The sequence below is a fragment of the Acinetobacter sp. FDAARGOS_559 genome, from assembly GCF_003940475.1.
In the GTDB taxonomy this organism is placed as follows: domain Bacteria; phylum Pseudomonadota; class Gammaproteobacteria; order Pseudomonadales; family Moraxellaceae; genus Acinetobacter; species Acinetobacter baumannii.
The window spans coordinates 3,523,841-3,547,190 of record NZ_RKJG01000005.1 but is presented as its reverse complement, the minus strand read 5'-3'; the positions used below and the strand labels follow the sequence as shown (position 1 = coordinate 3,547,190).

Annotated in this window: 36 protein-coding genes; 18 read left to right on the top strand and 18 right to left on the bottom strand. The window is 37.6% G+C overall.

The window, feature by feature from the left end:
- Positions 1-56: 56 nt before the first annotated feature.
- From EGS71_RS18630 to EGS71_RS18570, 13 genes are all read right to left on the bottom strand, one after another.
- Entirely contained in the window at positions 57-740 is a 684-nt protein-coding gene (locus EGS71_RS18630) for a hypothetical protein (RefSeq protein WP_000005274.1), read from the bottom strand.
- 150 nt (positions 741-890) lie between these two features.
- Positions 891-1,304 carry an antiterminator Q family protein gene (locus EGS71_RS18625; protein WP_000992314.1) on the bottom strand — a complete coding sequence of 138 codons (414 nt, stop codon included), beginning with the start codon at positions 1,302-1,304 and terminating at the stop codon, positions 891-893.
- 2 nt (positions 1,305-1,306) lie between these two features.
- Entirely contained in the window at positions 1,307-1,711 is a 405-nt protein-coding gene (locus EGS71_RS18620; RefSeq protein WP_000203142.1) for a DUF1064 domain-containing protein, read from the bottom strand.
- The gene (locus EGS71_RS18615) at positions 1,708-1,926 is read right to left on the bottom strand and encodes a hypothetical protein (RefSeq protein ID WP_029749821.1); all 219 of its coding nucleotides are present in this window, start codon (positions 1,924-1,926) and stop codon (positions 1,708-1,710) included. The genes EGS71_RS18620 and EGS71_RS18615 overlap by 4 nt, the downstream gene beginning before the upstream one ends.
- A 95-nt stretch (positions 1,927-2,021) precedes the next feature.
- Positions 2,022-2,429 (bottom strand): HNH endonuclease, encoded by a 408-nt coding sequence (locus tag EGS71_RS18610; protein WP_000778991.1) that lies wholly within the window; start codon positions 2,427-2,429, stop codon positions 2,022-2,024.
- 15 nt (positions 2,430-2,444) lie between these two features.
- Positions 2,445-2,549 (bottom strand): putative phage replication protein, encoded by a 105-nt coding sequence (locus EGS71_RS18605; RefSeq protein WP_001031751.1) that lies wholly within the window; start codon positions 2,547-2,549, stop codon positions 2,445-2,447.
- Complete coding sequence (locus EGS71_RS18600; protein ID WP_001003665.1) at positions 2,546-3,346, bottom strand: hypothetical protein; 801 nt, start codon at positions 3,344-3,346, stop codon at positions 2,546-2,548. The genes EGS71_RS18605 and EGS71_RS18600 overlap by 4 nt, the downstream gene beginning before the upstream one ends.
- A gap of 2 nt (positions 3,347-3,348) precedes the next feature.
- The gene (locus EGS71_RS18595; RefSeq protein WP_000064615.1) at positions 3,349-4,230 is read right to left on the bottom strand and encodes a replication protein; all 882 of its coding nucleotides are present in this window, start codon (positions 4,228-4,230) and stop codon (positions 3,349-3,351) included.
- Positions 4,223-4,585: a hypothetical protein gene (locus EGS71_RS18590; RefSeq protein WP_001268067.1), complete on the bottom strand. Its 363-nt coding sequence runs from the start codon at positions 4,583-4,585 to the stop codon at positions 4,223-4,225. The genes EGS71_RS18595 and EGS71_RS18590 overlap by 8 nt, the downstream gene beginning before the upstream one ends.
- Positions 4,582-4,878, bottom strand: coding sequence for a hypothetical protein (locus EGS71_RS18585; RefSeq protein WP_001084132.1), 297 nt, complete (start codon positions 4,876-4,878; stop codon positions 4,582-4,584). The genes EGS71_RS18590 and EGS71_RS18585 overlap by 4 nt, the downstream gene beginning before the upstream one ends.
- A complete protein-coding gene (locus EGS71_RS18580; RefSeq protein ID WP_002011308.1) occupies positions 4,875-5,147 on the bottom strand; it encodes a hypothetical protein in 273 nt (90 codons plus the stop codon). The genes EGS71_RS18585 and EGS71_RS18580 overlap by 4 nt, the downstream gene beginning before the upstream one ends.
- A 62-nt stretch (positions 5,148-5,209) precedes the next feature.
- Positions 5,210-5,530: a hypothetical protein gene (locus EGS71_RS18575; protein ID WP_000048912.1), complete on the bottom strand. Its 321-nt coding sequence runs from the start codon at positions 5,528-5,530 to the stop codon at positions 5,210-5,212.
- A 10-nt stretch (positions 5,531-5,540) separates the two neighbouring features.
- Positions 5,541-5,792, bottom strand: coding sequence for a Cro/CI family transcriptional regulator (locus EGS71_RS18570; RefSeq protein WP_000996060.1), 252 nt, complete (start codon positions 5,790-5,792; stop codon positions 5,541-5,543).
- Positions 5,793-5,900: 108 nt separating this feature from the next.
- Here EGS71_RS18570 and EGS71_RS18565 point away from each other — a divergent pair, with 108 nt between their 5' ends.
- The 11 genes from EGS71_RS18565 (at position 5,901) to EGS71_RS18515 (ending at position 11,852) form a co-directional block, all read left to right on the top strand.
- Positions 5,901-6,665 (top strand): LexA family transcriptional regulator, encoded by a 765-nt coding sequence (locus EGS71_RS18565; RefSeq protein ID WP_001093658.1) that lies wholly within the window; start codon positions 5,901-5,903, stop codon positions 6,663-6,665.
- Positions 6,666-6,679: 14 nt separating this feature from the next.
- Positions 6,680-6,856 (top strand): hypothetical protein, encoded by a 177-nt coding sequence (locus EGS71_RS22495; protein WP_000370480.1) that lies wholly within the window; start codon positions 6,680-6,682, stop codon positions 6,854-6,856.
- Between the two features lie 173 nt (positions 6,857-7,029).
- Positions 7,030-7,539, top strand: a complete 510-nt coding sequence (locus tag EGS71_RS22490; RefSeq protein WP_000923285.1) for a hypothetical protein — start codon at positions 7,030-7,032, stop codon at positions 7,537-7,539.
- A gap of 212 nt (positions 7,540-7,751) precedes the next feature.
- A complete protein-coding gene (locus tag EGS71_RS18555) occupies positions 7,752-7,991 on the top strand; it encodes a hypothetical protein (RefSeq protein WP_000462483.1) in 240 nt (79 codons plus the stop codon).
- 326 nt (positions 7,992-8,317) lie between these two features.
- Entirely contained in the window at positions 8,318-8,758 is a 441-nt protein-coding gene (locus EGS71_RS18545; RefSeq protein WP_001101034.1) for a hypothetical protein, read from the top strand.
- Positions 8,759-8,760: 2 nt separating this feature from the next.
- Positions 8,761-9,084 carry a hypothetical protein gene (locus EGS71_RS18540; protein ID WP_000181050.1) on the top strand — a complete coding sequence of 108 codons (324 nt, stop codon included), beginning with the start codon at positions 8,761-8,763 and terminating at the stop codon, positions 9,082-9,084.
- 11 nt (positions 9,085-9,095) lie between these two features.
- Positions 9,096-10,166, top strand: a complete 1,071-nt coding sequence (locus tag EGS71_RS18535; RefSeq protein ID WP_000215606.1) for an ATP-binding protein — start codon at positions 9,096-9,098, stop codon at positions 10,164-10,166.
- Positions 10,163-11,110 carry a hypothetical protein gene (locus tag EGS71_RS18530; protein ID WP_001061228.1) on the top strand — a complete coding sequence of 316 codons (948 nt, stop codon included), beginning with the start codon at positions 10,163-10,165 and terminating at the stop codon, positions 11,108-11,110. The genes EGS71_RS18535 and EGS71_RS18530 overlap by 4 nt, the downstream gene beginning before the upstream one ends.
- A complete protein-coding gene (locus EGS71_RS18525) occupies positions 11,110-11,409 on the top strand; it encodes a hypothetical protein (protein WP_000043829.1) in 300 nt (99 codons plus the stop codon). Before EGS71_RS18530 ends, EGS71_RS18525 begins: the two co-directional genes overlap by 1 nt.
- Positions 11,406-11,588, top strand: a complete 183-nt coding sequence (locus EGS71_RS18520) for a hypothetical protein (RefSeq protein WP_001293054.1) — start codon at positions 11,406-11,408, stop codon at positions 11,586-11,588. The genes EGS71_RS18525 and EGS71_RS18520 overlap by 4 nt, the downstream gene beginning before the upstream one ends.
- Positions 11,589-11,852, top strand: a complete 264-nt coding sequence (locus EGS71_RS18515) for a hypothetical protein (protein ID WP_000088975.1) — start codon at positions 11,589-11,591, stop codon at positions 11,850-11,852.
- Between the two features lie 418 nt (positions 11,853-12,270).
- On the opposite strand, the gene EGS71_RS18510 is transcribed toward EGS71_RS18515, so the two are convergent.
- From EGS71_RS18510 to EGS71_RS18500, 3 genes are all read right to left on the bottom strand, one after another.
- Entirely contained in the window at positions 12,271-12,588 is a 318-nt protein-coding gene (locus EGS71_RS18510; RefSeq protein WP_000669359.1) for a hypothetical protein, read from the bottom strand.
- Positions 12,589-12,663: 75 nt separating this feature from the next.
- Positions 12,664-12,777 (bottom strand): hypothetical protein, encoded by a 114-nt coding sequence (locus tag EGS71_RS18505; protein WP_001166305.1) that lies wholly within the window; start codon positions 12,775-12,777, stop codon positions 12,664-12,666.
- 107 nt (positions 12,778-12,884) lie between these two features.
- Positions 12,885-13,226, bottom strand: a complete 342-nt coding sequence (locus tag EGS71_RS18500) for a hypothetical protein (RefSeq protein WP_000768344.1) — start codon at positions 13,224-13,226, stop codon at positions 12,885-12,887.
- Positions 13,227-13,467: 241 nt separating this feature from the next.
- Between EGS71_RS18500 and EGS71_RS18495 the strand changes: the two genes are divergently transcribed.
- The 5 genes from EGS71_RS18495 (at position 13,468) to EGS71_RS18470 (ending at position 19,916) form a co-directional block, all read left to right on the top strand.
- Positions 13,468-14,052, top strand: a complete 585-nt coding sequence (locus tag EGS71_RS18495; protein ID WP_001004358.1) for a 5-formyltetrahydrofolate cyclo-ligase — start codon at positions 13,468-13,470, stop codon at positions 14,050-14,052.
- Between the two features lie 484 nt (positions 14,053-14,536).
- Entirely contained in the window at positions 14,537-16,966 is a 2,430-nt protein-coding gene (lon, locus tag EGS71_RS18485) for an endopeptidase La (RefSeq protein WP_001292274.1), read from the top strand.
- 301 nt (positions 16,967-17,267) lie between these two features.
- Positions 17,268-17,747: a 23S rRNA (pseudouridine(1915)-N(3))-methyltransferase RlmH gene (gene rlmH, locus EGS71_RS18480; protein ID WP_000702193.1), complete on the top strand. Its 480-nt coding sequence runs from the start codon at positions 17,268-17,270 to the stop codon at positions 17,745-17,747.
- Positions 17,748-17,859: 112 nt separating this feature from the next.
- Positions 17,860-18,636 (top strand): dioxygenase, encoded by a 777-nt coding sequence (locus EGS71_RS18475; RefSeq protein ID WP_000422995.1) that lies wholly within the window; start codon positions 17,860-17,862, stop codon positions 18,634-18,636.
- Positions 18,637-18,806: 170 nt separating this feature from the next.
- Complete coding sequence (locus EGS71_RS18470; protein WP_000696023.1) at positions 18,807-19,916, top strand: META and DUF4377 domain-containing protein; 1,110 nt, start codon at positions 18,807-18,809, stop codon at positions 19,914-19,916.
- Between the two features lie 55 nt (positions 19,917-19,971).
- Here EGS71_RS18470 and gdhA read toward each other — a convergent pair whose 3' ends face one another.
- Entirely contained in the window at positions 19,972-21,375 is a 1,404-nt protein-coding gene (gene gdhA, locus EGS71_RS18465) for an NADP-specific glutamate dehydrogenase (RefSeq protein WP_000972046.1), read from the bottom strand.
- Between the two features lie 271 nt (positions 21,376-21,646).
- Between gdhA and EGS71_RS18460 the strand changes: the two genes are divergently transcribed.
- Positions 21,647-22,438, top strand: coding sequence for an RnfABCDGE type electron transport complex subunit B (locus EGS71_RS18460; protein ID WP_001069881.1), 792 nt, complete (start codon positions 21,647-21,649; stop codon positions 22,436-22,438).
- The gene (nth, locus tag EGS71_RS18455; protein WP_000279329.1) at positions 22,439-23,131 is read left to right on the top strand and encodes an endonuclease III; all 693 of its coding nucleotides are present in this window, start codon (positions 22,439-22,441) and stop codon (positions 23,129-23,131) included.
- A 29-nt stretch (positions 23,132-23,160) separates the two neighbouring features.
- On the opposite strand, the gene EGS71_RS18450 is transcribed toward nth, so the two are convergent.
- Positions 23,161-23,298, bottom strand: a complete 138-nt coding sequence (locus tag EGS71_RS18450) for a hypothetical protein (RefSeq protein WP_000691574.1) — start codon at positions 23,296-23,298, stop codon at positions 23,161-23,163.
- Positions 23,299-23,350 lie beyond the last annotated feature (52 nt).

The window sequence follows — 23,350 nt, the reverse complement described above, 5'->3', positions numbered from 1 at the left end:
TTTTAATTAGTCTGGACTATAGCACAAAAGAGAACCGGTCGAAGGAGGTTAAAAAATTACTCTTCAAGCCAATTACAAGCTTTTAATAAGTTCTCATAAATTTCAATTCTCATTAAAATTGTATTTTTAGCAGTTGTTTCATCTCTATACAAATCATTGTCTTTTATATTTTTTCTTATAATTTCTTCTGAGATTAACCCTCTAATTTCTAAAGGATCAACTTTGCCATTTAAAGGATTTTCATTAAGCACATTTCCTATTAAGTGAACATTCTCAAGTTGTTGTTGAAGGGATTTTCTAAGTTGTATTTCAATCTTTTGTCTTAAGGTAGGGTTTTTCAACAGCCCCACATCTTTAATTTCTCTAATAACATTGTAGAATTCAATTTTACTTTGAAAAATTGAATTTCCAACTCCACCGAAAAATCCAGTAGGTGTAAAAGCCATATCGATACGCATTTTATAATATTCAATTTGCATATCATGAAGTAACTTTTCTGACTTGTTCCCGATATCTCTTAATTTAAAAAGATTGCCTCCAATGGAGAATTCCTGAATTTCTTTTAAAAAATAACCTGTCAAACAAATGAACATAGAGGCGATAACTAATATAACGAATTCTGATCCCTGTATTTGTCCTAAATAAAGAATTCTGTAAGCTACCCCCGTTAATACAATGAAACAAGATATTATAAAAATAAGCTTTGTTTTCTCACTTTTAGAAGGATTAGTTTCTGACATTTTATTTAATTCGGATTTATAAAAAACTTATTATATTAAAATTCATGGAACAAAAAAGCTCACCATTTGGCGAGCTTTTAAAACAATTTGGTGCAACGCTTATAACTTCGTCCCACCATATCACAAATCTAAACCAAGTGTGCTGCACTGTCAAGATTGCAATACCTCTATTTTACCATCCAAATAAGCCAAACCTTTATCAATCTCAGCACGTACTTTTGCTTTACTACATCTATGTACATTGGCAATTGTTAAATACGACCAATTATTTTCATAATAAAGTATTAAAAACCAAGCTCTTTCTTGTAGAAATTCCCTATTATCGTTATGCATTTTAGCCAAGAGTTTGCTTACTTCAACTGCCTCATAATCTTCAATTTCGCATGGCATAGAGACCTTACTTGATCTAATTCTAGTTGTGTCATTTTGGTCAATTAAACATGCTAGAGGATTAGCAGAAACTTTAGATTTTGTTGATCTTACCCATAGACCATATTGTTCCAACCATTGATGAGCAGAACGTTTAGACCAGTCCATTGTCTTGTTATTAACTTTTGCATTCATGTTTAAACTTCCCTCACATCAATATTGTGAACTGTTTTCATCAGGTGTTTTTTATTTCGGTAACTCGGTAGCTTGCGTGTAGCTATAGACTTCACATCTTCAACAACGTATTCACCTGCTGTCGTGAAATAAGTGAAATCGGCAAAATATCTAAGTGCTGGTTTAGCTCGTTTCTCCCCTTCTAATTTTGTCTTCGGTGCCAATTCAAATTTTGTGTGATGCTGCAATTCTTTAATTTCACCTCGTTGTTGTAGAGCCTTTAGCTCGATATACCGTTTGTATTCTTTAGTACTGTCAAAAGTCATTCCATCCAATTTAATTTTCGAAGCATTAAACTTGTTTCGACCCTTTTTCTTTTGAACTTTCGGGCATGTAAGGCGGTAATCAGCAAGGCTCATTGATGTCATTTAGGCTCACCACCATTGAGCACTTGCTCTAAAGCTTTAAAGGTTCGAATCATTGCCATTTGTAGAAATTCATGATTGCCGCGCATGTCCCCTTCAACATACTGCAAAGCATATTGAGTCTCCTTTAATGCCCCATCTAAACGCTTTTGCAATTCCACTACTTTCGCTTGCAGGTGCTGCCATACAAGGTTGTGTTGATAAACATTTTCTCTAATGTACGTATCTTCATAGCGTTCAAATAGATTAGCGGGCGGAACAAAACCATAAGGCTTGTAATATGTATCTAAGTACCACTGCTCAAACTCTTCCATCACACATCCTCCACTTTGCAATTAGCGTAGGTCTCAAAGAAGAACTTTACAGGCTCGGATTTAATTTCAATCAGTCCAAATCGAAGTAAATGACGAGCATGTGTGCTATCGCGTAGTAACTGCACATCACGGTAATGTGTAAGCATTTTTCGCCACCCTTCCAGCGGCATAGACGATTTGTTTGTATTGCAAGGAACACATGCAGGGTTCATGTTTTCTAAAGTGTCGTTTTGCGGTCTAGTCATTTCACCCGTAATTAACTTACCGCCACCAACATGAATTAAATCTCGCTTCACTGCTTCGATATGGTCTGCATGCCACTTATCGCCAAGCAAATCACCACAGTAAGCGCAATGTCCACCAAACTTTTGTTTTAGCTCAGCACGTTGCTGTTTAGTTAGTTTCATTGGTGAATTCCTTTCTTAATGTTCTTTACGCGCCAACCGCCACAAAACCACTGCACCGCTAATAGCTGATGTAAAAAATGAAATGAGTAAACCCCACGCTAAAATCTCGAATTTATTCATATATTCGCCCCATCAATTAGCTGAAGAATATTTCTAGGAATTGGCATACCTTCACGATGGCACATCTCTGCGTATTCGTGCGGATTGTCAAAAGGATCTGGACCTAGCTCTTGTTTGAGTTCTGGCTCTTTTTCCTTAGCCTTAAGCTTTTGTACTGGTGCAGGTTTACGACCATTGATTTTTAAACGTTCCATCAATGATTTGAGATGCTTTTGTGCTTCGTCATTTGAAACTGGTATATGCACTTTTTGCTCATTTTTCTGAGCTAATAAAATTGGTTCTTGGTACCAAGCTTGAACTTTTCCTTTTAACTGAGCTTCCGCTTTGTACTCGTCATATACCTTGATAAATTCCATTTTGGCTTTGTACATTTCGCCGTCTTGAATAAGCGAATAAACTTGATCAAGTACAAATTTGGCTAATGTAGTAATTTCTTGGTTTTGCTCACGCCCATCAGGCAATCTCACTTTCTTGTGCTGAGTGATTTGGGTGTATTCACAAGCCTTAACCCAAGCCTTCTCAGCGCTCCACCAATCATCACCCATGCACATAGCACGGAATTCAGCGAAGTTAGGCATGTATGTATTTGTACTTGCGTAAAATAGCGCTAAGCCTCTTTGAAGTTGGTTAGGTGTAACCCCAACCAATGCTTTAGCAAGCTGCTGTTCAATGATTTGCATTGGAACGGCATTTTTCCCCTCTACTGGAAAATTCTTATTGAACTGAACAGCGTATTTAGTTCTGTAAGCCGCAATTAGTTCTTTTAAAAAACTTTCAAATGGTGCTAATTCATTCATGATTAATAGCCTCCGATATATTGCTGGTCAGGGGTAACATCAATCACGTTTGAACGGTTGCTCTCAGCGTACATCTGAGTGAAATAACCCGGTTCTTCAGGAACGTTATGAGATTGTGGGTTTTCCTGAATTTGATTTTGGCGAGGTTCAAATACACCCTGATAATTTCCGATAATTGAGTTTTCCAGTGATTGGTTAGCCAAAGGTCCAAACGAGATAAGTTTTTTAAGGATTAGCTTTACTGCGTTTTCAGAAAGTGGTTTTTTGATGCTGATACGCATATCAACAAAATTGTTCCACAGCTCTGGATCTACACATGCTGGCAGTTCAACTGAACGTGGATTAAATTCATTTGGTTTTTCTGTTTTAGGTTTTTCAGAAACAGACTCTCTTTTTTTATTTATTTTTTTATTACTTTGAGAGTTGTTTTTGATAGTGATACTTTGTGTGTTAAAAATTTTTACTAGTAGCGGTAAAAAATTTTTACTAGTGTAGTTAAAATTTTTAACTAGCAGTGGTAAAGAATTTTTACTAGTCTGTCCATAAATTTCAGGTAGTAAAAATTTTTTACTAGGGAATTTAAGCACTAAACCAACGCTAGTATCGTTACCTAATTTGAATGTATTTCCATGAATTGTGCTTGGTTGTTCCACGACTAAACCGACCTTGATAAGCTCATTAAGGCACTTAACAACAGTCGGTCTACTCTTCCCTGTAATCTCTTCAAATTGAGATAAAGAGATGGAATCCATCTCCTTATTCCAACCGCGAGTTTTACGGCAAATAACCAAGTAAATTTTGCATGCAGCATCAGAGATTTTATTTAAAACCTCATCAACAAATGCATTAGGTACTTGAAATGAATTTGGTACAAAATTACTCATGTGATTTTGTCTCCAATTTGACAAGGCCACGCATTTCCAACTGACGAATAATTCTTGGAGGAATAAATTCGTTGTTGATTTTGTAGCGAATACGAGACTTTTCTTTCACCTGAATTAGTTTGTGCCCATCCTCCATGAGACGGCGAACTGCTATAGCCTGCCCCCCCATATGGGTTAATTCTTCAAGTTGATAAAATCTTTCCTGAGCCTCAATTGCGGCATTCATAACTGAAAGTGGCATAGCTGCTAATTCTTTAGCCGAATAGATCTTTACTGGTTGCTCCAGTGGAATTACCACCTCTAGCGGTGTGGTGGAAACGGAAATATCTTGTTTTCTTCTTACTGCATATCTCACTTTTCACCATCCTTTGGCTTAACATAGCCTCCAAAAGAATCAACCAAACACGCTTTGGTTAAGCTGGTTACAATCTGTTGTGCTAACCACTGCGTTATGCGAAATTGACGAGCCATAGCCTCTGAAAATTCAACCTTGGTTACCGCCGCATTATTTTCGTCATACCCCTTGTTGCGTAAATTTTGCTTTTTCACCTCAAATAGGTGGCCAAGTACTCGCAATGCAGGCTCATAGAAAGATTGGATTTCACTTTGCTGGCGAGAATCTTTGATTTGGTGTGTAAAGCTGTTCATGACACCTCCGCTAATGCTTGCTCAGCGCTTGTTAGCCGGCATTTGGCGTTAAGTTCAGCAACTGTTGCGTGGCGAATCTGGCTTTTATGGATTGGTCCACAAGCACCAGAGGAGATAACCTTTACTCGGAACAAATCATTCGTGTACTTGTAGTCAATGATTTCAAGCAGGTAATCTTTGGAGCCTTGCGGTGTAAGCACAACCACATCGCCTACTAAAAAATCTTGCGAGTTGAGTTCGGTTGGCTGTTCTGATAAATTATTTTGCATATTCGATTCCTCTAGCAGAGATTGAATAACTGACCACTCCTGTTCGCGCAGGTAGTGGTTTTTTATTTGAATAAAATCCGCATGTATTCAGGTGAAGTGAATGCATGTGCTAAATAAACTCGCGTTGCTTCTGCAATTTCAGGTGAGCAATACACATCACTCTCTTGCACAACCTTCAAACCAATGGCTGTCAACAAAAAGCTAATAAACTCAATCTCGGTCCAACCATTTGATTTCTTTTCTGTTTTCATCCTTGAAAGGATGCTCGCATCGACATTTATCTTCTCTGCTACTTGTCTTTGATTGCTAGCGTTAAGTGCTTGCAATATGAGCGATTCGTTATTGCTAGCGCTTGCAGGCAATTCATTTAATACTTTGCTCATGGTTTAGTTCCTAAGCGGTTAATGATCCAAGGTTTTTGCTTTTTGTCGTCTGGGGACGAAGTTCAATCCAAATATCTTGATAGTTATCAGGGAAAAGCTCTTTTCGCGTTGTTAAACCAAGATCTTCAGCAATAACTGCTAGCCTGATTTTTCTATCAAGGGGGATAGCTTTCCATCCACTAACTGATGACGGAGCAATCCCCAGAAGTCTTGCTACCGCTGTGACACCACCTAGCTTGTCTATAAGTTGTGCGTCATTCATAACGTGCTCCTAATTTTTCTTTAATTATTAGGCATTCCTTATATTAAATCAATAGGAATACCTAATTTTATTTATGTTAGGATTTCCTAACATTGTGAGGATAGTTGTATGAATACTCTTGCTGAACGACTTAGGTATGCCATGGAAGTTTTGCCACCTAAAAAGATTAAAGGTGTTGAGCTTGCTCGTGCAGTAGGAGTTAAACCTCCTTCTGTGAGTGATTGGCTGTCTGGAAAATCCAAAACAATGGAAGGTGAAAATTTATTACGTGCCTCAAAATTTTTGAATGTTAATCCTTCATGGCTTGCATCTGGCACGGGAGAGATTCAATCAAGCACGAGAGATAAATTTAAACAACTGGATATCGAAGAGTTCAAAAAGAAATACAACATTAGTGATAGTGATGAAGCTCTTTTATTTTCAACAATTATCGAAAAACCGTTTATCCCATCATCTAAGCGTTGGGTTCCTGTTAAGGCTTACTCCAAGATGGGCATGGATGGCTATTTCACAGATATGGGTTATGAAGGCAATGCTGGAGATGGGTATGTTCCAACCCACTCAGCAGGACCAAGAGCCTATGGCATTAAAGGCACTGGCGACTCAATGTTTCCAGCAATTCGTAATGGCTGGTATGTTGTATGCGACCCTGATGCAGATCTTGTGCCGAATGAGTTTGTTCAGGTGTGCTTGAAGGATGGAAGATGCACAATTAAAGAATTTGTCGGCATCAATGGTGGGGTTTTAAGTTTGCTTTCTGTGAATGGTGGTGAGCGATTTTTCTTTGAAATGGACGAGGTTGAAAGTATTACCGCTATTACAGATATCGTGCCGCCAAGTCAGCATAGACAAGAACATCCTTATTCGCATTAATCACAGGAAGACTTATGGACAATTCAAAACGACCAATCAACCAGATTATTGCTCGCATCAATGATGCTGCGAAACATGGTGAAGCTTTGGTGCTAACAGCCGAAGAAGTGAAGATCCTCTCAAAGGACATTGGTGATAAAGTCTTTATTCCAGTCCTTACAAATGAACAAGTAGTGCAGTTGGTAAAATAAGGAAAGCTTGGACAGAAAATTAAATAATAAAAAAAGACCGATGATAAGTCGGTCTTTCCATCCAAGGTTAGCAAGGTCTTGGATTTGACTAATGTTGGCAGCATTAGCCTTTGCGCCCACCAATATCACAAGATAATTGATAAATTGAGAATAACATATGTTTGGAGAAATTCATGTTGCTTGATAGAGTTTTGCAATTGGAGTTGATGGAAAAAATGGCTTCAACCTACCCTTTAGCTTATGATTTTTCACATGAAGTGTACCAACTTGAAGACGAATCTAGGAAGAAGGTATTTGCAAATTTATATTATCTACAATCCCATGAATTATTAGAGCCTAAAAGTATATTTCTTCAGCTTGGCTTTGGAGCAATACAAAACTCAACATTCACACTTGGGTATACTCGCTTAACCCAAAAGGGTGCAGATTTCATGGCTAATGATGGAGGTTTATCTGCAATATTTGGAGTGGTGACAATAAAATTCGAAGCAGACCAATTTAAAACTTTATTAGAATCAAAAATCATGGCAACCGATTTACCGCCTGCTGATAAGCGCAAATTGATTGATGGGCTTCGATCGCTTTCTGGCGAGAGTATAAAACACCTGACAACGAAAATTGTGGATTTGGGCTGGGATAATCTAGGGACACTAATTCGGATAATTCAAAGCAGCCTGGCTTAGCAATTTGCTTAAACTTTAGGAAACCAATTGGCTTAGTGTAATCACCAACTGGCACATAAAACTCATCACCATCAAATGGAAAATTTTCAAAGTAAATTTGAGTTGAGTTTTGGAAAAGTCTGTTTTCAATAATTACTATATTTTCTAATTTCATAAACTTACCTATCGTGACCCGACACGATCCTTTAAAAACATATCGGGAGGAGATTGTTATGTTTGAGTTGTCTGTAATTGATATTTCAGGAAACAAACCAAAATCACTATATGCAAGGGAATTTAAAGTTCATCCTCGCATTGGTGAATGGATTGATATAGAAATAGATGGTGAAAGCAATATGTTCGAGGTAGTTAAGGTTGCTCATTCAACAAATGGTGGTGATTCTGATTTATATGTAAAGTCTCTAGGACTAACTTATCAAGTAGTTGATGATCTCTGCTGTAAAAATGATTAGCAATGTTTAAAGAATCCTCATTAAGTATTTGTGGATCAGTAATTATAACTCCAATAAATTGATGCCCTGTAATTGAAGAGTTTTTATCAATTACCATCAACTTTCCACTTTTTGTAATTCCAATCATCTCAATAAACTCCATCCAACCCACCCCTATGGTGGGTTTTCTTTTGTCTATTAAAACACAAAAATTAGGTATTTCTAATTTTATTAGGAATACCTATTGACTTAATAATTAGGTTTACCTAATATTTATCTCACAGACAACAAAAAAGCACACCGCCCTCCCCAGGTCCGATGTGCTTTTGCAAACTGCGAGATCAATTATGAACGTAAAAGCTACCCCTTTCAACTCCTTTGCATTTGTCAGCATGGCTGCTCTTGCAATTTCTGGTGGTTCTTTAGTTGCTTGCCAATTGCAGCTAGCTTTCCAAACAAAAGACGCACCTACTCTTTTTACCCCTAAGACTCAACCAAGTAATTACGGTGTTTTAACCGCAAAAATCACAGGTAAACATTCTGGCGTTGCCGTAATTAAATTAGATAGCTTCCGTTTAAACGTTAGCTTTGATTTTGAAGCTCATTTAGACAGTTACGGCGTTCCGGGTTCTGAATTTACCGCTGTTGATATTACTCAACTCACTGTAAATGAAATCACTGACATTAACGGTAAGTCATATAACGATTTCACCGAATTTGAAGACATTCGAAACATCAATGGCCTTCTAAAAGGCTTCATCGAACGTAACAAGTTGGTGGAGGCTTAAAGATGACTAATTTTAAAAAGCACCCTGACGGCTACATGTCTTTTTTAGGCCGTGATGATAAGGGCCTCTACTCTGTCCGCATCGGCTGGCAAGTGTACGCATCTAATGCAAACGGCAGTGTGCTGTACACAGTAAAAGGCGAAGTGAAGACTCCTTTAAATGTTGAAGAGTTTAAGGCGAAGCGCCCTAAGGTTTACGCATCCTTAATGAATGAAATTAGCTTCCAGCGCAAAAAAGCATTAGCAACTGCACTGCAACTTAACAACATCCCTTCATATGACCGCAAAGCTTATAAGAAAAAGCGCGGCTTCACCGGCTCTAGATGAGGATAAGAAAAATGACAGTTTTCTTCAAAAAGGCAGAACGCAAAAATGCGAAATTGCGCTTAGCTCTTGCTGGGCCTACTGGATCAGGTAAAACGTTCACGGCATTAGTATTAGCTAAAGGAATCGGAGGTCGTATTGCTGTTGCGGATACTGAAAATAGTAGTGCTGAACTATATGAAGATTTGGTGGAATTTGAACACGCCAATATTCAGCCTCCTTACACTCCTGAAAAGTTTATTGAAGTCATCAAAGCTGCTGAAAAAGCTAATTTTGATACCTTAATTTTAGACAGCATCACGCATGAATGGTCTGGTGTAGGTGGATGTTTAGAGATTGTTGATCAATTAACTTCTTCTACATTCAAAGGTAATTCTTGGGGCGCATGGAGCCAAGTAACTCCACGCCACCGTAAATTTATTGATGCAATGCTTCAGTCAAGCATAAATATCATTGTGACCATGCGCTCAAAGATGGAAACCATTCAAACCAACGATAACGGCAAAAAGAAAGTCGAAAAAGTGGGAATGAAGGCTGAACAGCGTGATGGCATTGAATATGAATTTACGACTGTTCTTGATTTAACTCATGACAATATTGCTGTCGCAACAAAGGACCGATCCCGTTTATTTCTAGATCCTCGCCAGTTAGGTGAACACGACGGTGTTTTACTAAAACAATGGCTGCTTTCTGGATCTGCAAATGCCTGTATTAATGGAAATCAATATTTAGAACTTGAGCATTTAATGTTGCAAGCGGGAATTGATATTGGAAATTACTGTGCAAAACGCGGTCTAAATAGCCTGCATGATGTAAAACAGCAAATTTATGAAGAGACTTGTGAAAGCATTAAAAAAATCATTCAACGTAATCATCTCGCTCAACAAGAGAACGAGCAACAACTCATCAAGCAGCAAGAACAGACTTTAGAAAATGAGTATCAACTTGCTTTAAAACACATCGAGTCTGCAATTCGTCTAAGTGACTTAGATTACCCAGCTAATTACTTCAAGGGAACTAAGTATGAACAAAACATTTTAAACGCCTGTACAGCTAAATCAGATATGGAAGGATGGTCAGCATGAATAATCTAATCACTGCAGCTGAAGCATTTGCAGCTCTTCAAAAAGGTAAAACTGTACTTTGTCGTCCTATTGGAGACATGTTGGACTTTTCTGACTTAGATCAATTCCCCGCTTCTGTTTTTGGTAAACCGGGTTTTGAATTCTGCATCAAAATCGAAACTATTGAGCTGGCTGGCATTACATTCACAAAGCCATTAACTATTGATGAGTATGAAGAAGGTCAAAATGTTTTTGTAATCAACACATATTTACCTTCCATTTATAACGTTGGATTTAAAACTCCTGCACTCATTGAAGCAATTAATAGTGGTTTTGTTCAGCGTGATGCTGAAAATGCCAAGCTTCAATTAAAAGCTTTTTCAAAAGCACTCGGTATTGAAATCAACAATGATTTAAGTGTTATTCGTCTTGGTGAGGAACCTAAAAAACAGAGAGGCAAAAAATCAAAAGCAGAAAAGCCTATTGAAGTTATTTCTGCAGAAATTCAACCAACAATTGTTATTACCGAACAAACTAACGTCACCACATCTGAGGATCTGTTAGTTCCAGAAACTAACGAGCCTAAAGTAGATCCTGAATATCAGAAGGCATTAGATGCTCTTCTTCAGCGTGTAAAAGAATCAAAAACACCTGAAGAGGTAAATGCTGTTTATCGATATACCCGTACGTGGAATGACAAACAAATGGAACCACTCCTCCTTGCCACTCACAAACGACTTGAAGAGCTCGAAAAATCTAAGGCACCTGCAAATGAACCACCTTCACTAATGGTCCAGATCCAAAACGCGCCCGACTTAACAACATTAGATGCTTTGGAAATAGATGTGGCCGCACGAGATCCACAGATTCAATCACGACTCATGGATTTTGTTAAGAAACGCCGCTTTGAATTAGAAAATGCGGCATCAAACGAACCTGATTATTTACTGGAGAAACCTATCTAATGTCGAAACAAACTACTCCAGAGTTTCTTTTCGAGCCAAAGCTGCTACCAATGCAGCTTTTCGAGAAGTTCATTGTGTTCAACGTAAATGCCGGGTATCGCGGGAAAGGCACACCGCACGGCGTGAACCTTATTAAAGGTAATAAGCCTACCCTTTCCTTAACCGATAAAGGTGTGATGAACAAAGCGGCTCAAGAGCGATACAAACTAATGCTTTTGAAGTATTTCAAAGAAGGTCGCTCTGCAATGGATGAGCTTGATCATGAAGTTAAGCGTATATATCAGATGGTGGCAGCATGAGTGAATTAACTGCTAAAGCAGCAGATGAAATCATCAAAATTTGCAATGAATTGATTGTAGACAACATTGAAGGTGAAAAAGCTGTAGCTGAATGGCGTTGCCAAAGAATAGAAAAACTTGAATCTTGGGCTAAAGCAATCAGAGATGCTAATCGTAAAGCGGAAAGTAAGGAGAAATAGATGTCACGTTTAACTAAATTAGATCGTATGACACATGCAGAAAAAGAGGCTGCTAAGAAGGAATTTTGGGAAGCTGCTGATAATCAAACTTTTCCACCTGAAACAGTAGCTATTGTTATGCACGTATCCTTACCGTGGTTGCAAAAGAAAAGATGTGAAGGTGGAGGCATTCCCTTTTCAAAGCCTCATAAACGCCAAGTAAATTATGTGAAGGCTGATGTTTTGGCTTATATTGAACAAAACAAAATGGCACACACAGCATAAGCGGCTAAGTGCCGCTTTTTTAACCAATTAAAATAGACCTTTAATAGACTTAAACCTGATAAATAGACCATATTTACCGAAATAGACCATTAATAGACTATTTTTGTATTGCTAAAGATTGTGTAATATTGCATTGTATTGTTTTAATATAAATTATTAAAAATATTGATTTTTTAATATCGTTAGGTATTGCTTAATATTGCACTGTATTGCTAGAATTGAGAAAGACCCGATGAACTTTAGGGTTCAAGGGTAACGACATGCAGCGGCATCTTCGGAGCATTTATTTTTAAATAAATACCTATAAATTCGAATTCTATTTTCAAATTAAAATACCTAGACAGACCTGTCAGTCTATTTTTTATTCTCTTAACTAATTAGTTGTTCTTAAAATTAAATACTCATTATTTTTTAATTATTATTCATTTCTACGTAAACATTCCTCATACCATCCTGCTTGAAAATCTTCAATTGCTTGGCGTTTAAAGAAACTTGTCTTAAATACTTTGGCAGCATAAGCTGAGCTAATTAAGTCTTGATAAAGCTGCTTGGCTTCTTCATCTGCCAGCCCATCAGCAATTTGTTGTAAATCTTGTGCTGGTACTTTTTGCTGCCGTGCTTCCATCACGTTATAAGCGACCTTTTTTACGATATTACAAATATCTGGGTCAGCTGTACTTTCATTAGCATAACAACCGGTGGCAATAAAACTTAATAATAATATTTTAAATTTCATATCCCTATCCTATTATTATTCATCTTCCGTTCTTAAAAAAGTAATAGATGAGAAGACCTATTCCTTTCAAAATGTTCATGCGGGATTAATTACATAAAAATAAATGATCATGACCACAAGCAAGATGGAAGCAAGTGTTAAATAGGTGCCGACTGTATTAAAACTCTGTAAAAATTTTAAGATCTGCATTTCAAATCCAGAGAAAAGTTTAAGTAATTAACAGAAGAAATTTAGCACAACTAAATAATGCCAATCAATTCACACTTTTAAATTTTTATCGTGATTTAATTCAAATATTATTCATTACATTTTATCCCCAAAGTCCCTTTATAGTAGTCAGTTGCACTTTTCAAATCTGACAATAATTTTTCTTCAGTATACGGTTTTGGTGAAACTTTTATTAATGCAGGCATGTATTGTTTTTTATACACATCAGGATAGTCATGACATAAAATTTTAACTTTAACTTCTTGAGGGGTATTTGGATTATCTAACTGATCTAAAAATTCACCAATTTTTCGGTCCGACTCTTCAAATTGAGCTTTATAATCCATTTGAGGTGCCTCAGATTCAGCCTGTTTCGTACATGCACTCAGCAATGCCACACATAACATCATTGTTAAAATTTTTAACTTCATAGGTTTCACATTTTCATATTCATCCTTAAATATACTTATCCTGATTAAATGTAAATAAATACTGTAAATACGTAAAAAAGAAAAAATTATATGTAGATAGCTTCTCCTAACAACAAAACTATTTTTACCTGGTCTAATACATTAGAAGACTGCTTTTTAATAATTTTTAAATTTCGGTGAAACTATAGAAAAGTAGGTATAATTTTGCTCGACTGTCCGCAAATCTTTGTTAGATTTCTCCATGAATGAATTAAGTTTTATTAGAAAAAATTTAAGATCTAGAAGACGAGCTTTAACCCAATTTGAGCAAAAACAGGCTCAGCTTAATGTTTTACATTGCCTAAATCACCTTCCTATTTTTCATTCATCAAAAAAAATCGGTTTATATCTGCATGCTTTTGGTGAAATCCATACCGATCTTCTTATCAAATTATGTTTTAAAAAGAACAAACAAGTTTATTTACCCATGATTTGTTCGATGAACCAACATTTAGTATGGGTAAAAATAAATAAAAACCAATATTTAAGTCGTCGTTTTTCTCATCACCCATTGGGAATGAAAGAACCTATGGCGACTCGCGGAAAACATGTATCACAGCTTGATTTGCTACTTATGCCACTTTTAGCTTGCGATCACTATGGGACACGTATTGGTATGGGTGGTGGTTATTATGATCGTACATTAGCAAGTGCTAAACATAAGCCCTACCGTTTAGGATTGGCACATCAATTCCAATTTATTGAACATACTTTAGAACGTCAAAGTTGGGATCAACCGTTAGATGGTTTATTGACTCCACAGCACTTTTATTATTTTAAAAGATGATTTTTATATAAAATTTATAAAATCTCCAATATATCCTTTTACTTTTTTAGCTCCTTAAAAACGAAAAAGTAACCACCCTAAGGATGGTTACTTTGCCGTGACAAACCGTTTTACCAACTTATATTAACACGTCTATTTGGCGCTAAACATTGAATAAGTTGTGAACTATTGTTATCACTACACTACTAATAAAAATATTTATGGCTAAATTTTTTAAGTATTCTTCCAAAGTTAGGTGAAATAACTCTTCCAACATTAAAGAAAAGTTTTAAATATTTATTAATTATTAAGTAAAAATGAGTAGCCGCTCTACAAAATTTTATTCTTCTTAAGAATTAATCTATTGATTCATAACATTTTTAAAAAAAAGTTGACTAAATTAGTCCTTTTTTCAACATTTTCTATTGTCATGCCCTTGTAATTTTTAAAATACACATCACTATAAAAAACATGGCAACCTCGTTGTCACTCATTAGGAGTGCCCATGTCTGAACTTATTATGAATGAAAAAACTGACTTAGAGCCTCAGGTTCCAAGTGTATTACCACTATTAGCCTTACGTGATGTGGTGGTTTATCCACACATGCAGATTGCGCTATTTGTGGGTCGTGAAAAATCGATCAATGCAGTTGATGTGGCTCGTAACAGTGACAATTTAGTATTTGTAGTTGCGCAAAAAGATTCGCTTACAGAAGAAATTGATCACGACAATTTATACCAGTACGGTACAGTCGCTAAGATTGTACAAGTAGTTAATCATGAAAATGATGAAAACTGCATTAAAGTACTTATTGAAGGCTTACATCGTTCTAAGTTGAAAAAAATTATCGATGAAGATAGTTATTTGACTGCCGAACATGAATTAAGTCCAATGACGATTAATGTAGATAAGGCAACGCAAGAAACTCGTTTACAAGAGTTACGTAACTTATTTGCTCAATATGCAGAAGCAAAATTACGTAATGCACGTGAACTGGTTGCTGCTGCCAACAAAATCGAAGACTTATTGCAATTGATGTTCTTCGTAGCAACTCGTGTGCCTCTAAATATTGAAATTAAGCAGAAATTTTTAGAGTACGATGAGTTTGAAGCTCATTTGCAAGAGTTGATGAACTACTTGATGAATCAATCTGCTGAACAGCAAATTGAGCAAACTTTACATGACAGTGTTAAACGCCAAATGGAAAAGAACCAACGTGAATACTTTCTAAATGAAAAAATGAAAGTCATTCAACGTGAACTTTCCGACATGAATGGCGGTGCTGAAGATGACGTTGCTGAAATTGAGAAACGTCTTGCTGAAGCTGATTTACCTGAACACGTACGTAAAAAAGCCGAAGCTGAGTTCCGTAAACTTAAAGCAATGCAGCCTGCATCTAGTGAAGCTGCTGTGGTACGTAACTATCTAGAAGTGATTCTAGATACGCCATGGAACAAAGCGAGCAAAGTCAGTATTAACCTGAACAAAGCGCAAGAGATTCTTGATGCCGATCATTATGGTCTTGATGACGTTAAAGATCGTATTGTTGAATACCTAGCTGTTCAATCACGTGTGAAAAAACTCAAAGGCCCTATCCTTTGCTTGGTTGGACCTCCAGGGGTTGGTAAAACTTCACTTGGTGAATCAGTAGCGAAAGCAACAGGTCGTGAATTTGTTCGCATGGCGCTTGGTGGCGTACGTGATGAAGCAGAAATTCGTGGACACCGTCGTACTTATATTGGTGCGATGCCAGGTAAAATCGTGCAGTCTTTAACAAAAGTTGGTGTGAAGAACCCATTATTCTTACTCGACGAAATTGACAAGATGGCACAAGACTACCGTGGTGATCCTGCTTCTGCTTTGCTTGAAGTGCTTGATCCATCACAAAACAGTAAGTTCAACGATCACTATTTAGATCTTGATCTTGACCTTTCTGAAGTGATGTTCATCTGTACTGCAAACAGCATGAATATTCCAGAAGCCTTGTTGGACCGTATGGAAGTTATTCGTCTACCGGGTTATACGGAAGATGAAAAAGTTAACATTGCTGAGCGTTACCTTGTTCCTAAAGCAATTAAGAACAATGGCCTACGTCCAAAAGAGTTAACTATTCATGAAGAAGCGATCCGTGACATTGTTCAACGCTATACACGTGAAGCTGGCGTACGTAATTTAGAACGTGAAGTTTCTAAAATTGCACGTAAAGTCGTAAAAGAAGCGGTAAGTAAAAAATCTAAAAACTTACAGCTTGACGTTACCTCTGCCAATCTTCCTGAATACCTAGGTCCACATAAATTTGACTTTGGTATGGCCGAAGATGAAGCACAAGTAGGCCGTGTAAATGGCTTGGCATGGACTTCTGTAGGCGGTGAATTGCTTACTATTGAAGTTGCAGCTGTTAAAGGTAAAGGTAAATTCATTACAACCGGTTCACTCGGTGATGTAATGAAAGAATCAATTACCACAGCAATGACAGTAGTACGCACACGTGCCGATGAACTTGGCATTGAAGCATCTCGCTTTGAAGAAACTGATGTACACGTTCACTTACCTGAAGGTGCAACTCCAAAAGATGGTCCATCTGCTGGTTTGGCATTAACAACTGCACTTGTATCAGCATTTACTGGAATTGCGATTCGACCAGATATTGCAATGACAGGTGAAACAAGTCTAGGTGGTCGTGCGATGCGTATCGGTGGCTTGAAAGAGAAACTTCTTGCTGCACATCGTGGTGGAATCAAGCTTGTCTTTATTCCTCAAGATAACGTTCGTGATTTGGCAGAAATTCCAGACAATGTGAAAGAAGGATTGGAAATCAAAGCTGTGAAAAGCATTGATGAAATCTTACCTTTAGCATTAACTTCGATGCCAAAGCCTTTACCTAAAACACCGATTGTAAAACCGGTGGAAGGCTCAAAAGCAGCGCGTCACTAATTCACATATAAAAAAAGAGGGCTTCGGCTCTCTTTTTTTTGTTACACAATTTGATTGAAAAATATCCAACCATCCTCATAATAAGAAGTAAGAGTAATTAATTCTATTATTTGCTCTTGTCTATCTTATGTCACAGATAGCCTTGTTTTTATTCTCTATGATCATCTGAACTCCAGACAGATGATCATTTGATCGCAGTCCAACACCGTTTTTTGGACTGCGTTTTTTATGCCCACTTACTCCCCCGCAGTTAACCTCTCCTCAGGTATAATGTGCCAGCTGTTTTGACTGAATAGACACCATGAAAATTCGTATTCTGACCATTGGTCAAAAAATGCCTGCTTGGGTACTTACTGGTTTTGAAGATTATTTCAAACGCATCCAGCCTTTTGTTCAAACTCAGGTTATTGAACTCCCAATGGCAAAACGCGGTAAAAATGATTCAGAAGCAGATATTTTAAAATACTGTCAAATCGAGGGTGAAAGTATTTTAAATGCTTTAAAACCTAATGAGACCCTCATTGCTTTAGAAGTTGGCGGACGCGAGCTCAGCACAGAAAAACTAGCAGACACTATGAAACAATGGATGCTTGAAGGTAATGATGTGGCACTCGCTATTGGTGGCCCAGATGGCTTGTCAGATCAGGTACGTAAAGCCGCTGCTTGGCACTGGTCACTTTCAAAACTTACCATGCCACACCCTTTAGTACGTATTTTATTAATCGAGCAACTTTACCGAGCAATGAGTATTAATCATAATCATCCTTACCACCGTGCATAAAAAGAACAAACGTTTCATTTTAAGAACAATCCGTTGAAATCAGGATACTTTTAACATGTCCTGATTTTGGCATAATGACTATTATTCTGCTTTTCAACTCAGGTGTAATGAAATGGAACTACAAACCCTTCCCGGACTGTTTATTTCACATGGTTCGCCCATGCTTGCACTTGATCCAGAACAAGTGGGTCCTGCCTTACACCGTCTTAGTGTAAATCTGCCTACTCCAAAGGCAATCATAGTGATGTCTGCTCACTGGGAAAGTAAGGCACTCGAAGTAAGTAGTTCGACTCGTCCAGAAACTTGGCATGACTTCCGTGGTTTCCCGCCGGAGTTGTATGAAATTCGCTATAGTGCCCCCGGTCAACCCGAACTTGCAGAAGAAATTTTGAAGTTATTAGCAGATGCTCATTTTTTCGCACATGCCAATAGCACTCGTCCTCGTGACCACGGCGTATGGATGCCTCTTTTACATATGTATCCAGAAGCAGACATTCCTGTCGTTGAAATTTCTTTACCTAGGGGCTTAACTGCACAGGAAATTTATCGGATTGGCCAAACGCTTGCGCCTTTACGTGAAAAACAAATCTTATTGATTGGCTCTGGAAGTATTACTCATAATCTTGCTGAACTGTCTTGGCAAGGTGACAATTCGAAAGTACCTGAATGGGCTTCAACTTTTAGAAATACAGTGGTCAGTAAGTTGAGTCATCAAGACTATGATGGTGTACTGGAGTGGCAAACCCTGCCGTTTGTGAAACGTAATCATCCTTCACTTGAGCATTTTGCACCTTTGTTTTTCGCTATGGGTACGGGACATCGTTTTACGATTGTTCATAGTAGCTTCACAATGGGCTCACTAGGTATGGATATATACCGCTTTGATTAATTTTTGGAAAATACCCCGTTTTGCGGGGTATACCACTATTTTTGTTGAAAAATAGAATAATTTACAAACTTATACATTTTAAAAACCGAAACAATCAAATGTTTACATTTTCTTTTTTTAAGAATGTTTTAAGCTTAGTGCTGTTGTTTTTTTACTTGAAGTTTTTTTAAATGAAAATTAAATATTTAATTCTTGCGTTATTACCTTTTTCTTTGATGGCGTGTCAAACAGTTTCAAACACTCAAGCTCCAATTGTATCTGAGCAACAACAAAATTTGGCTACTACTTTAAGTGAATATGCTTGGACTTATCAAAATGTAAAAGCATCTAAGCCCCTTATTCTTAACTTTAATGCAGACGGTAAATTAGCAATTAACACTGGCTGTAATGGCCAAGGCGGTACTTGGAAAGTTGAAGGCAACCAACTTGTAACTTCTCCACTTGCATCAACAATGATGGCTTGCCAAGACGATTTAATGAAACAAGAACAATTGTCTAATAGCATTTTTAGTGAAGCGAAATTGCCAATCGAAATTAGTAATAACAATGGTCAGGTAATCTTAAGCGTGACAGATAAAGCAGGTCAAAAGCATATTTTCCAAGGCGAAAAAGCAACTAATACTCAAGCTTTAACTGATTATTCATGGTCATACCAACCTGAAAATACTAAAAAGCCGATTGTTCTTAACTTTACAAACGACCGTTTATCAATTGATACAGGTTGTAACCGCCAAGGCACCACTTGGAAAGTTGAAAACAATACGATTGTAACGACTGATGTCATGTCAACTATGATGGCTTGTGAACCTGCTTTAATGAAACAGGAACAATTCTCTAGCAGCCTCTTCCAAAAACGTGCGATTCCATTTGAACTCAATACAACAAATGTTGATCAACCAACATTGACAGTAGCTGATGCTCAAGGCCAGAAATATACTTTCACAGGTAAAATGACACCTGAAGCAAAATATCAATCTGAAGGTAAAACTGTTTTCCTTGAAGTAGCGCCAGAAACTAAATCTTGCACAGGTGTTGCACCACAAACTTGCTTGCAAGTTCGTGAAGTTAAATATGATGACAAAGGCGTAAAAACTTATGCTGACAAAAATTGGTCATTATATTACGGTCAAATCGAAGGTTTTGAACACAATCCAAACCAACGCGTAATCTTACGTGTAAAACGTTTTGAAGTGAAAAATCCTGCAGCAGATCAATCTAGCCAAGCAGATGTGTTAGATATGGTTGTAGAGCAAGAACTCGTTAAAAAGCCTAAAAAATAAGTTTTAGACTAAAAAAATCCGATGCTTTTGCATCGGATTTTTTTATTTCTATATTTTAATAGATACCTTGTGCAAGCATCGCATCAGCAACTTTTACAAAGCCAGCAATATTGGCGCCATCTACATAATTCACAGTACCATCTTCTTTAGTACCGTATCTAACACAGTTGGCATGAATATCTTTCATAATTGCATGTAAGCGTTCATCGACTTCAGCATGTGTCCAGCCTAAACGAATCGAATTCTGAGACATTTCTAAACCAGAAGTTGCCACCCCACCCGCATTAGAAGCTTTACCAGGCGTATATAAAATCTTAGCTTCAATAAAATGCTCAACAGCTTCAAGTGTAGATGGCATATTAGCGCCTTCAGCTACACAAATGACACCGTTAGAAATAAGTGTTTTAGCGTCTTCACCTGTTAATTCATTTTGTGTAGCACACGGCAAAGCGATATCAACAGGAATATGCCAAGGTGTCTTCCCTTCAAAATATTCAAAGCCATGCTTAGAAGCAAATTCTGAAATACGGCCGCGCTTGATATTTTTGAGTTCCATAACTTCAGCAAGCAACTCATCTGTAAAACCATTTTTTAAATAAACGGTACCATTTGAGTCCGATAGCGTAACCACTTTTGCACCTAAGAACATTGCTTTTTCAGCAGCATACTGCGCAACGTTACCAGAACCAGATATCGAAACGGTTTTACCAGCAAAAGACTGCCCACGTGTTTTTAGCATTTCTTCTGCAAAATAAACCGTACCGTAGCCTGTTGCTTCAGGGCGCATTAAGCTACCGCCAAATGAAATTCCTTTACCTGTAAACACACATGCCGTGTCATTACTGAGCTTTTTCATCATGCCAGCCATATAACCTACTTCACGTGCACCCACACCAATATCTCCAGCAGGGATATCAGTATTTGGACCTAAATGACGGTAAAGCTCAATCATAAGTGCCTGACAGAATCGCATAATTTCAGCATCAGATTTACCTTTAGGGTTAAAATCTGAACCACCTTTTCCTCCACCCATTGGCAAAGTTGTAAGCGAGTTTTTAAAAGTTTGCTCAAACCCTAAAAATTTTAAAATAGATAGGTTGACCGACGGATGGAAACGCATACCACCCTTGAATGGACCAATTGCTGAATTGTATTGAACACGGAAAGCACGGTTAACTTGAGTCTGCCCTTTATCATCCATCCACGAAACGCGAAATTGGATCACGCGTTCTGGTTCCACCAAACGTTCTAGCAATCCCTGCTCGGCATATTCTGGATTTTTTTCAATAAATGGCCACAAGCTTGTCATGACCTCTTCGACAGCTTGTAAAAACTCAGGTTGATGCGGATCACGCGCTTGCACGTAATTCAGGAATTCATTCAGGTTGTTATATTTCAATGCACGGTCCTCAGCATAGTAATGAATTAAATTGGTGCAATACATTTTAAAATGCATCATTTAGCAGCAAAATATTAAATCCCTTTCCATCAATTTTAACAATAGTTATTTTAAATTATTTTATTTTTCTTAATTATCATAAACTTATTTTTATAAAAACTGTCTAACAATCAATAATAGTCATTTATCTTTTCACTTTTATTGATCTATTATTGTGCAAAATTGGCAACATTTTAGGTCAATCAAAAAGCCAATAAATTCGTTAAAATCCATTGACCTTACTTAGGTTTTTCTTCATTATCGCATCGTTTTAAGCAAGCTATTTTCCTCTATGAATCCATCTATTTCTCTCATACGCGAGATTGATGCGTTATTACCACAAACACAATGTGGTCTGTGTGGGCACCGTGACGGCTGTCTACCTTACGCAAAGTCCATTGCTGAAGGTGAAGAAGCAAATAAATGTGTTCCTGGTGGACAGCCAGTGGCCGATGCACTGGCACAATTATTAAATCGCCCATTATTACCTGCTGAAACGAGTGTCTGGCCTGTACAGGCGGATGGACGCCCACAACCCATGAAGGCAATTATTCGCGAAGATGAATGCATCGGATGTACAAAATGTATTAATGCCTGCCCAGTAGATGCCATTATTGGTAGTGGTAAGCTCATGCATACCATTTTGACTGATCTATGCACAGGTTGTGAGTTATGTATTCCACCCTGCCCAGTTGACTGTATTGATCTGGTCGAAGACACTCAAGCATTGCCAAGCGAACAGCAACGCATTGCAGAACAAAATGATTTACGTCAACGTTATTACGCGCATATTCAACGTGAAGAAAAACGCCGTATTCACCGCAAAGGCCCTGTTGTACGTGCTGAAATAGATACTCAGCTGTTTGCACAGTTCTCTCAAGCACTTGATGATTTACCTTCAATTCAGCTCATCGAGAAGCCAAAAGAAGCGATTGTAAGCGATGCAAAAACCACAATTGAATTAGCGAAAATTCGTACACAAATTAAAAAGTTGGAAAAGCAGCTCAGTGTTCGAGAAGATGCCAAAAAGCGGCTTCAACTTGATGAACTACAACAGCAACTCATTCAATTACAGGAGGTCTGAATGGCCGTCAAAAATATGACGAAAAAGCAGATTCAAATTTTCTTTGAACGCCTTCGTGAACAAAGACCTTCTCCACAGACCGAATTAAAATATTCATCACCATTTGAATTGCTCATTGCCGTTATGTTATCGGCACAAGCAACCGACGTTAGCGTGAACAAAGCAACTGATAAGCTCTATCCTGTTGCGAACACCGCTGAAAAAATCTATAACCTAGGTGTAGACGGGTTAAAAGAGTACATTAAAACGATTGGTCTTTATAACGCAAAAGCCGAAAATGTTATCAAGACCTGTAAGATTTTAATGGAGCAGTTTAACGGTGAAGTTCCAAGTAACCGAAAAGATTTGGAAGCTTTGCCAGGTGTAGGCCGTAAAACAGCTAATGTAGTTTTAAATACTGCATTCGGTCAGCCGACAATGGCTGTCGATACCCATATTTTCCGTGTTGGAAACCGAACGGGCTTAGCAATAGGTAAAAATGTTCTTGAAGTTGAACACCGCTTAGTAAAAGTCATTCCTAAAGAATTTATTTTAGATGCACATCACTGGCTGATATTACATGGTCGTTACTGCTGTATTGCCCGTAAACCAAAATGTTCAGAGTGCGTGGTTGCTGATGTATGTAACTGGCCGGACCGCTTTGAGTTTGGTGCACAAAAACAAATTGCGGTTAAAAACATTGAGGCAGAATAAAAGTTGGGTATAGCTTATACCCAATTTAGTTACTTTAAACGCTTTTGCTGTTTTCTTTCTTCTTTCGCTTGTTTTTGTACTTTTCTCAGCATTTTGTAGCTTTGATACAGTAAAAATAACAATAGTGCCAGACTCAGCAATACCACCAAAATCAAAATGATTTTCAAATCATTCTCCTGCACTTAATGAAAGAAAAGAGCCCTCACAAAGAGGGCTCGG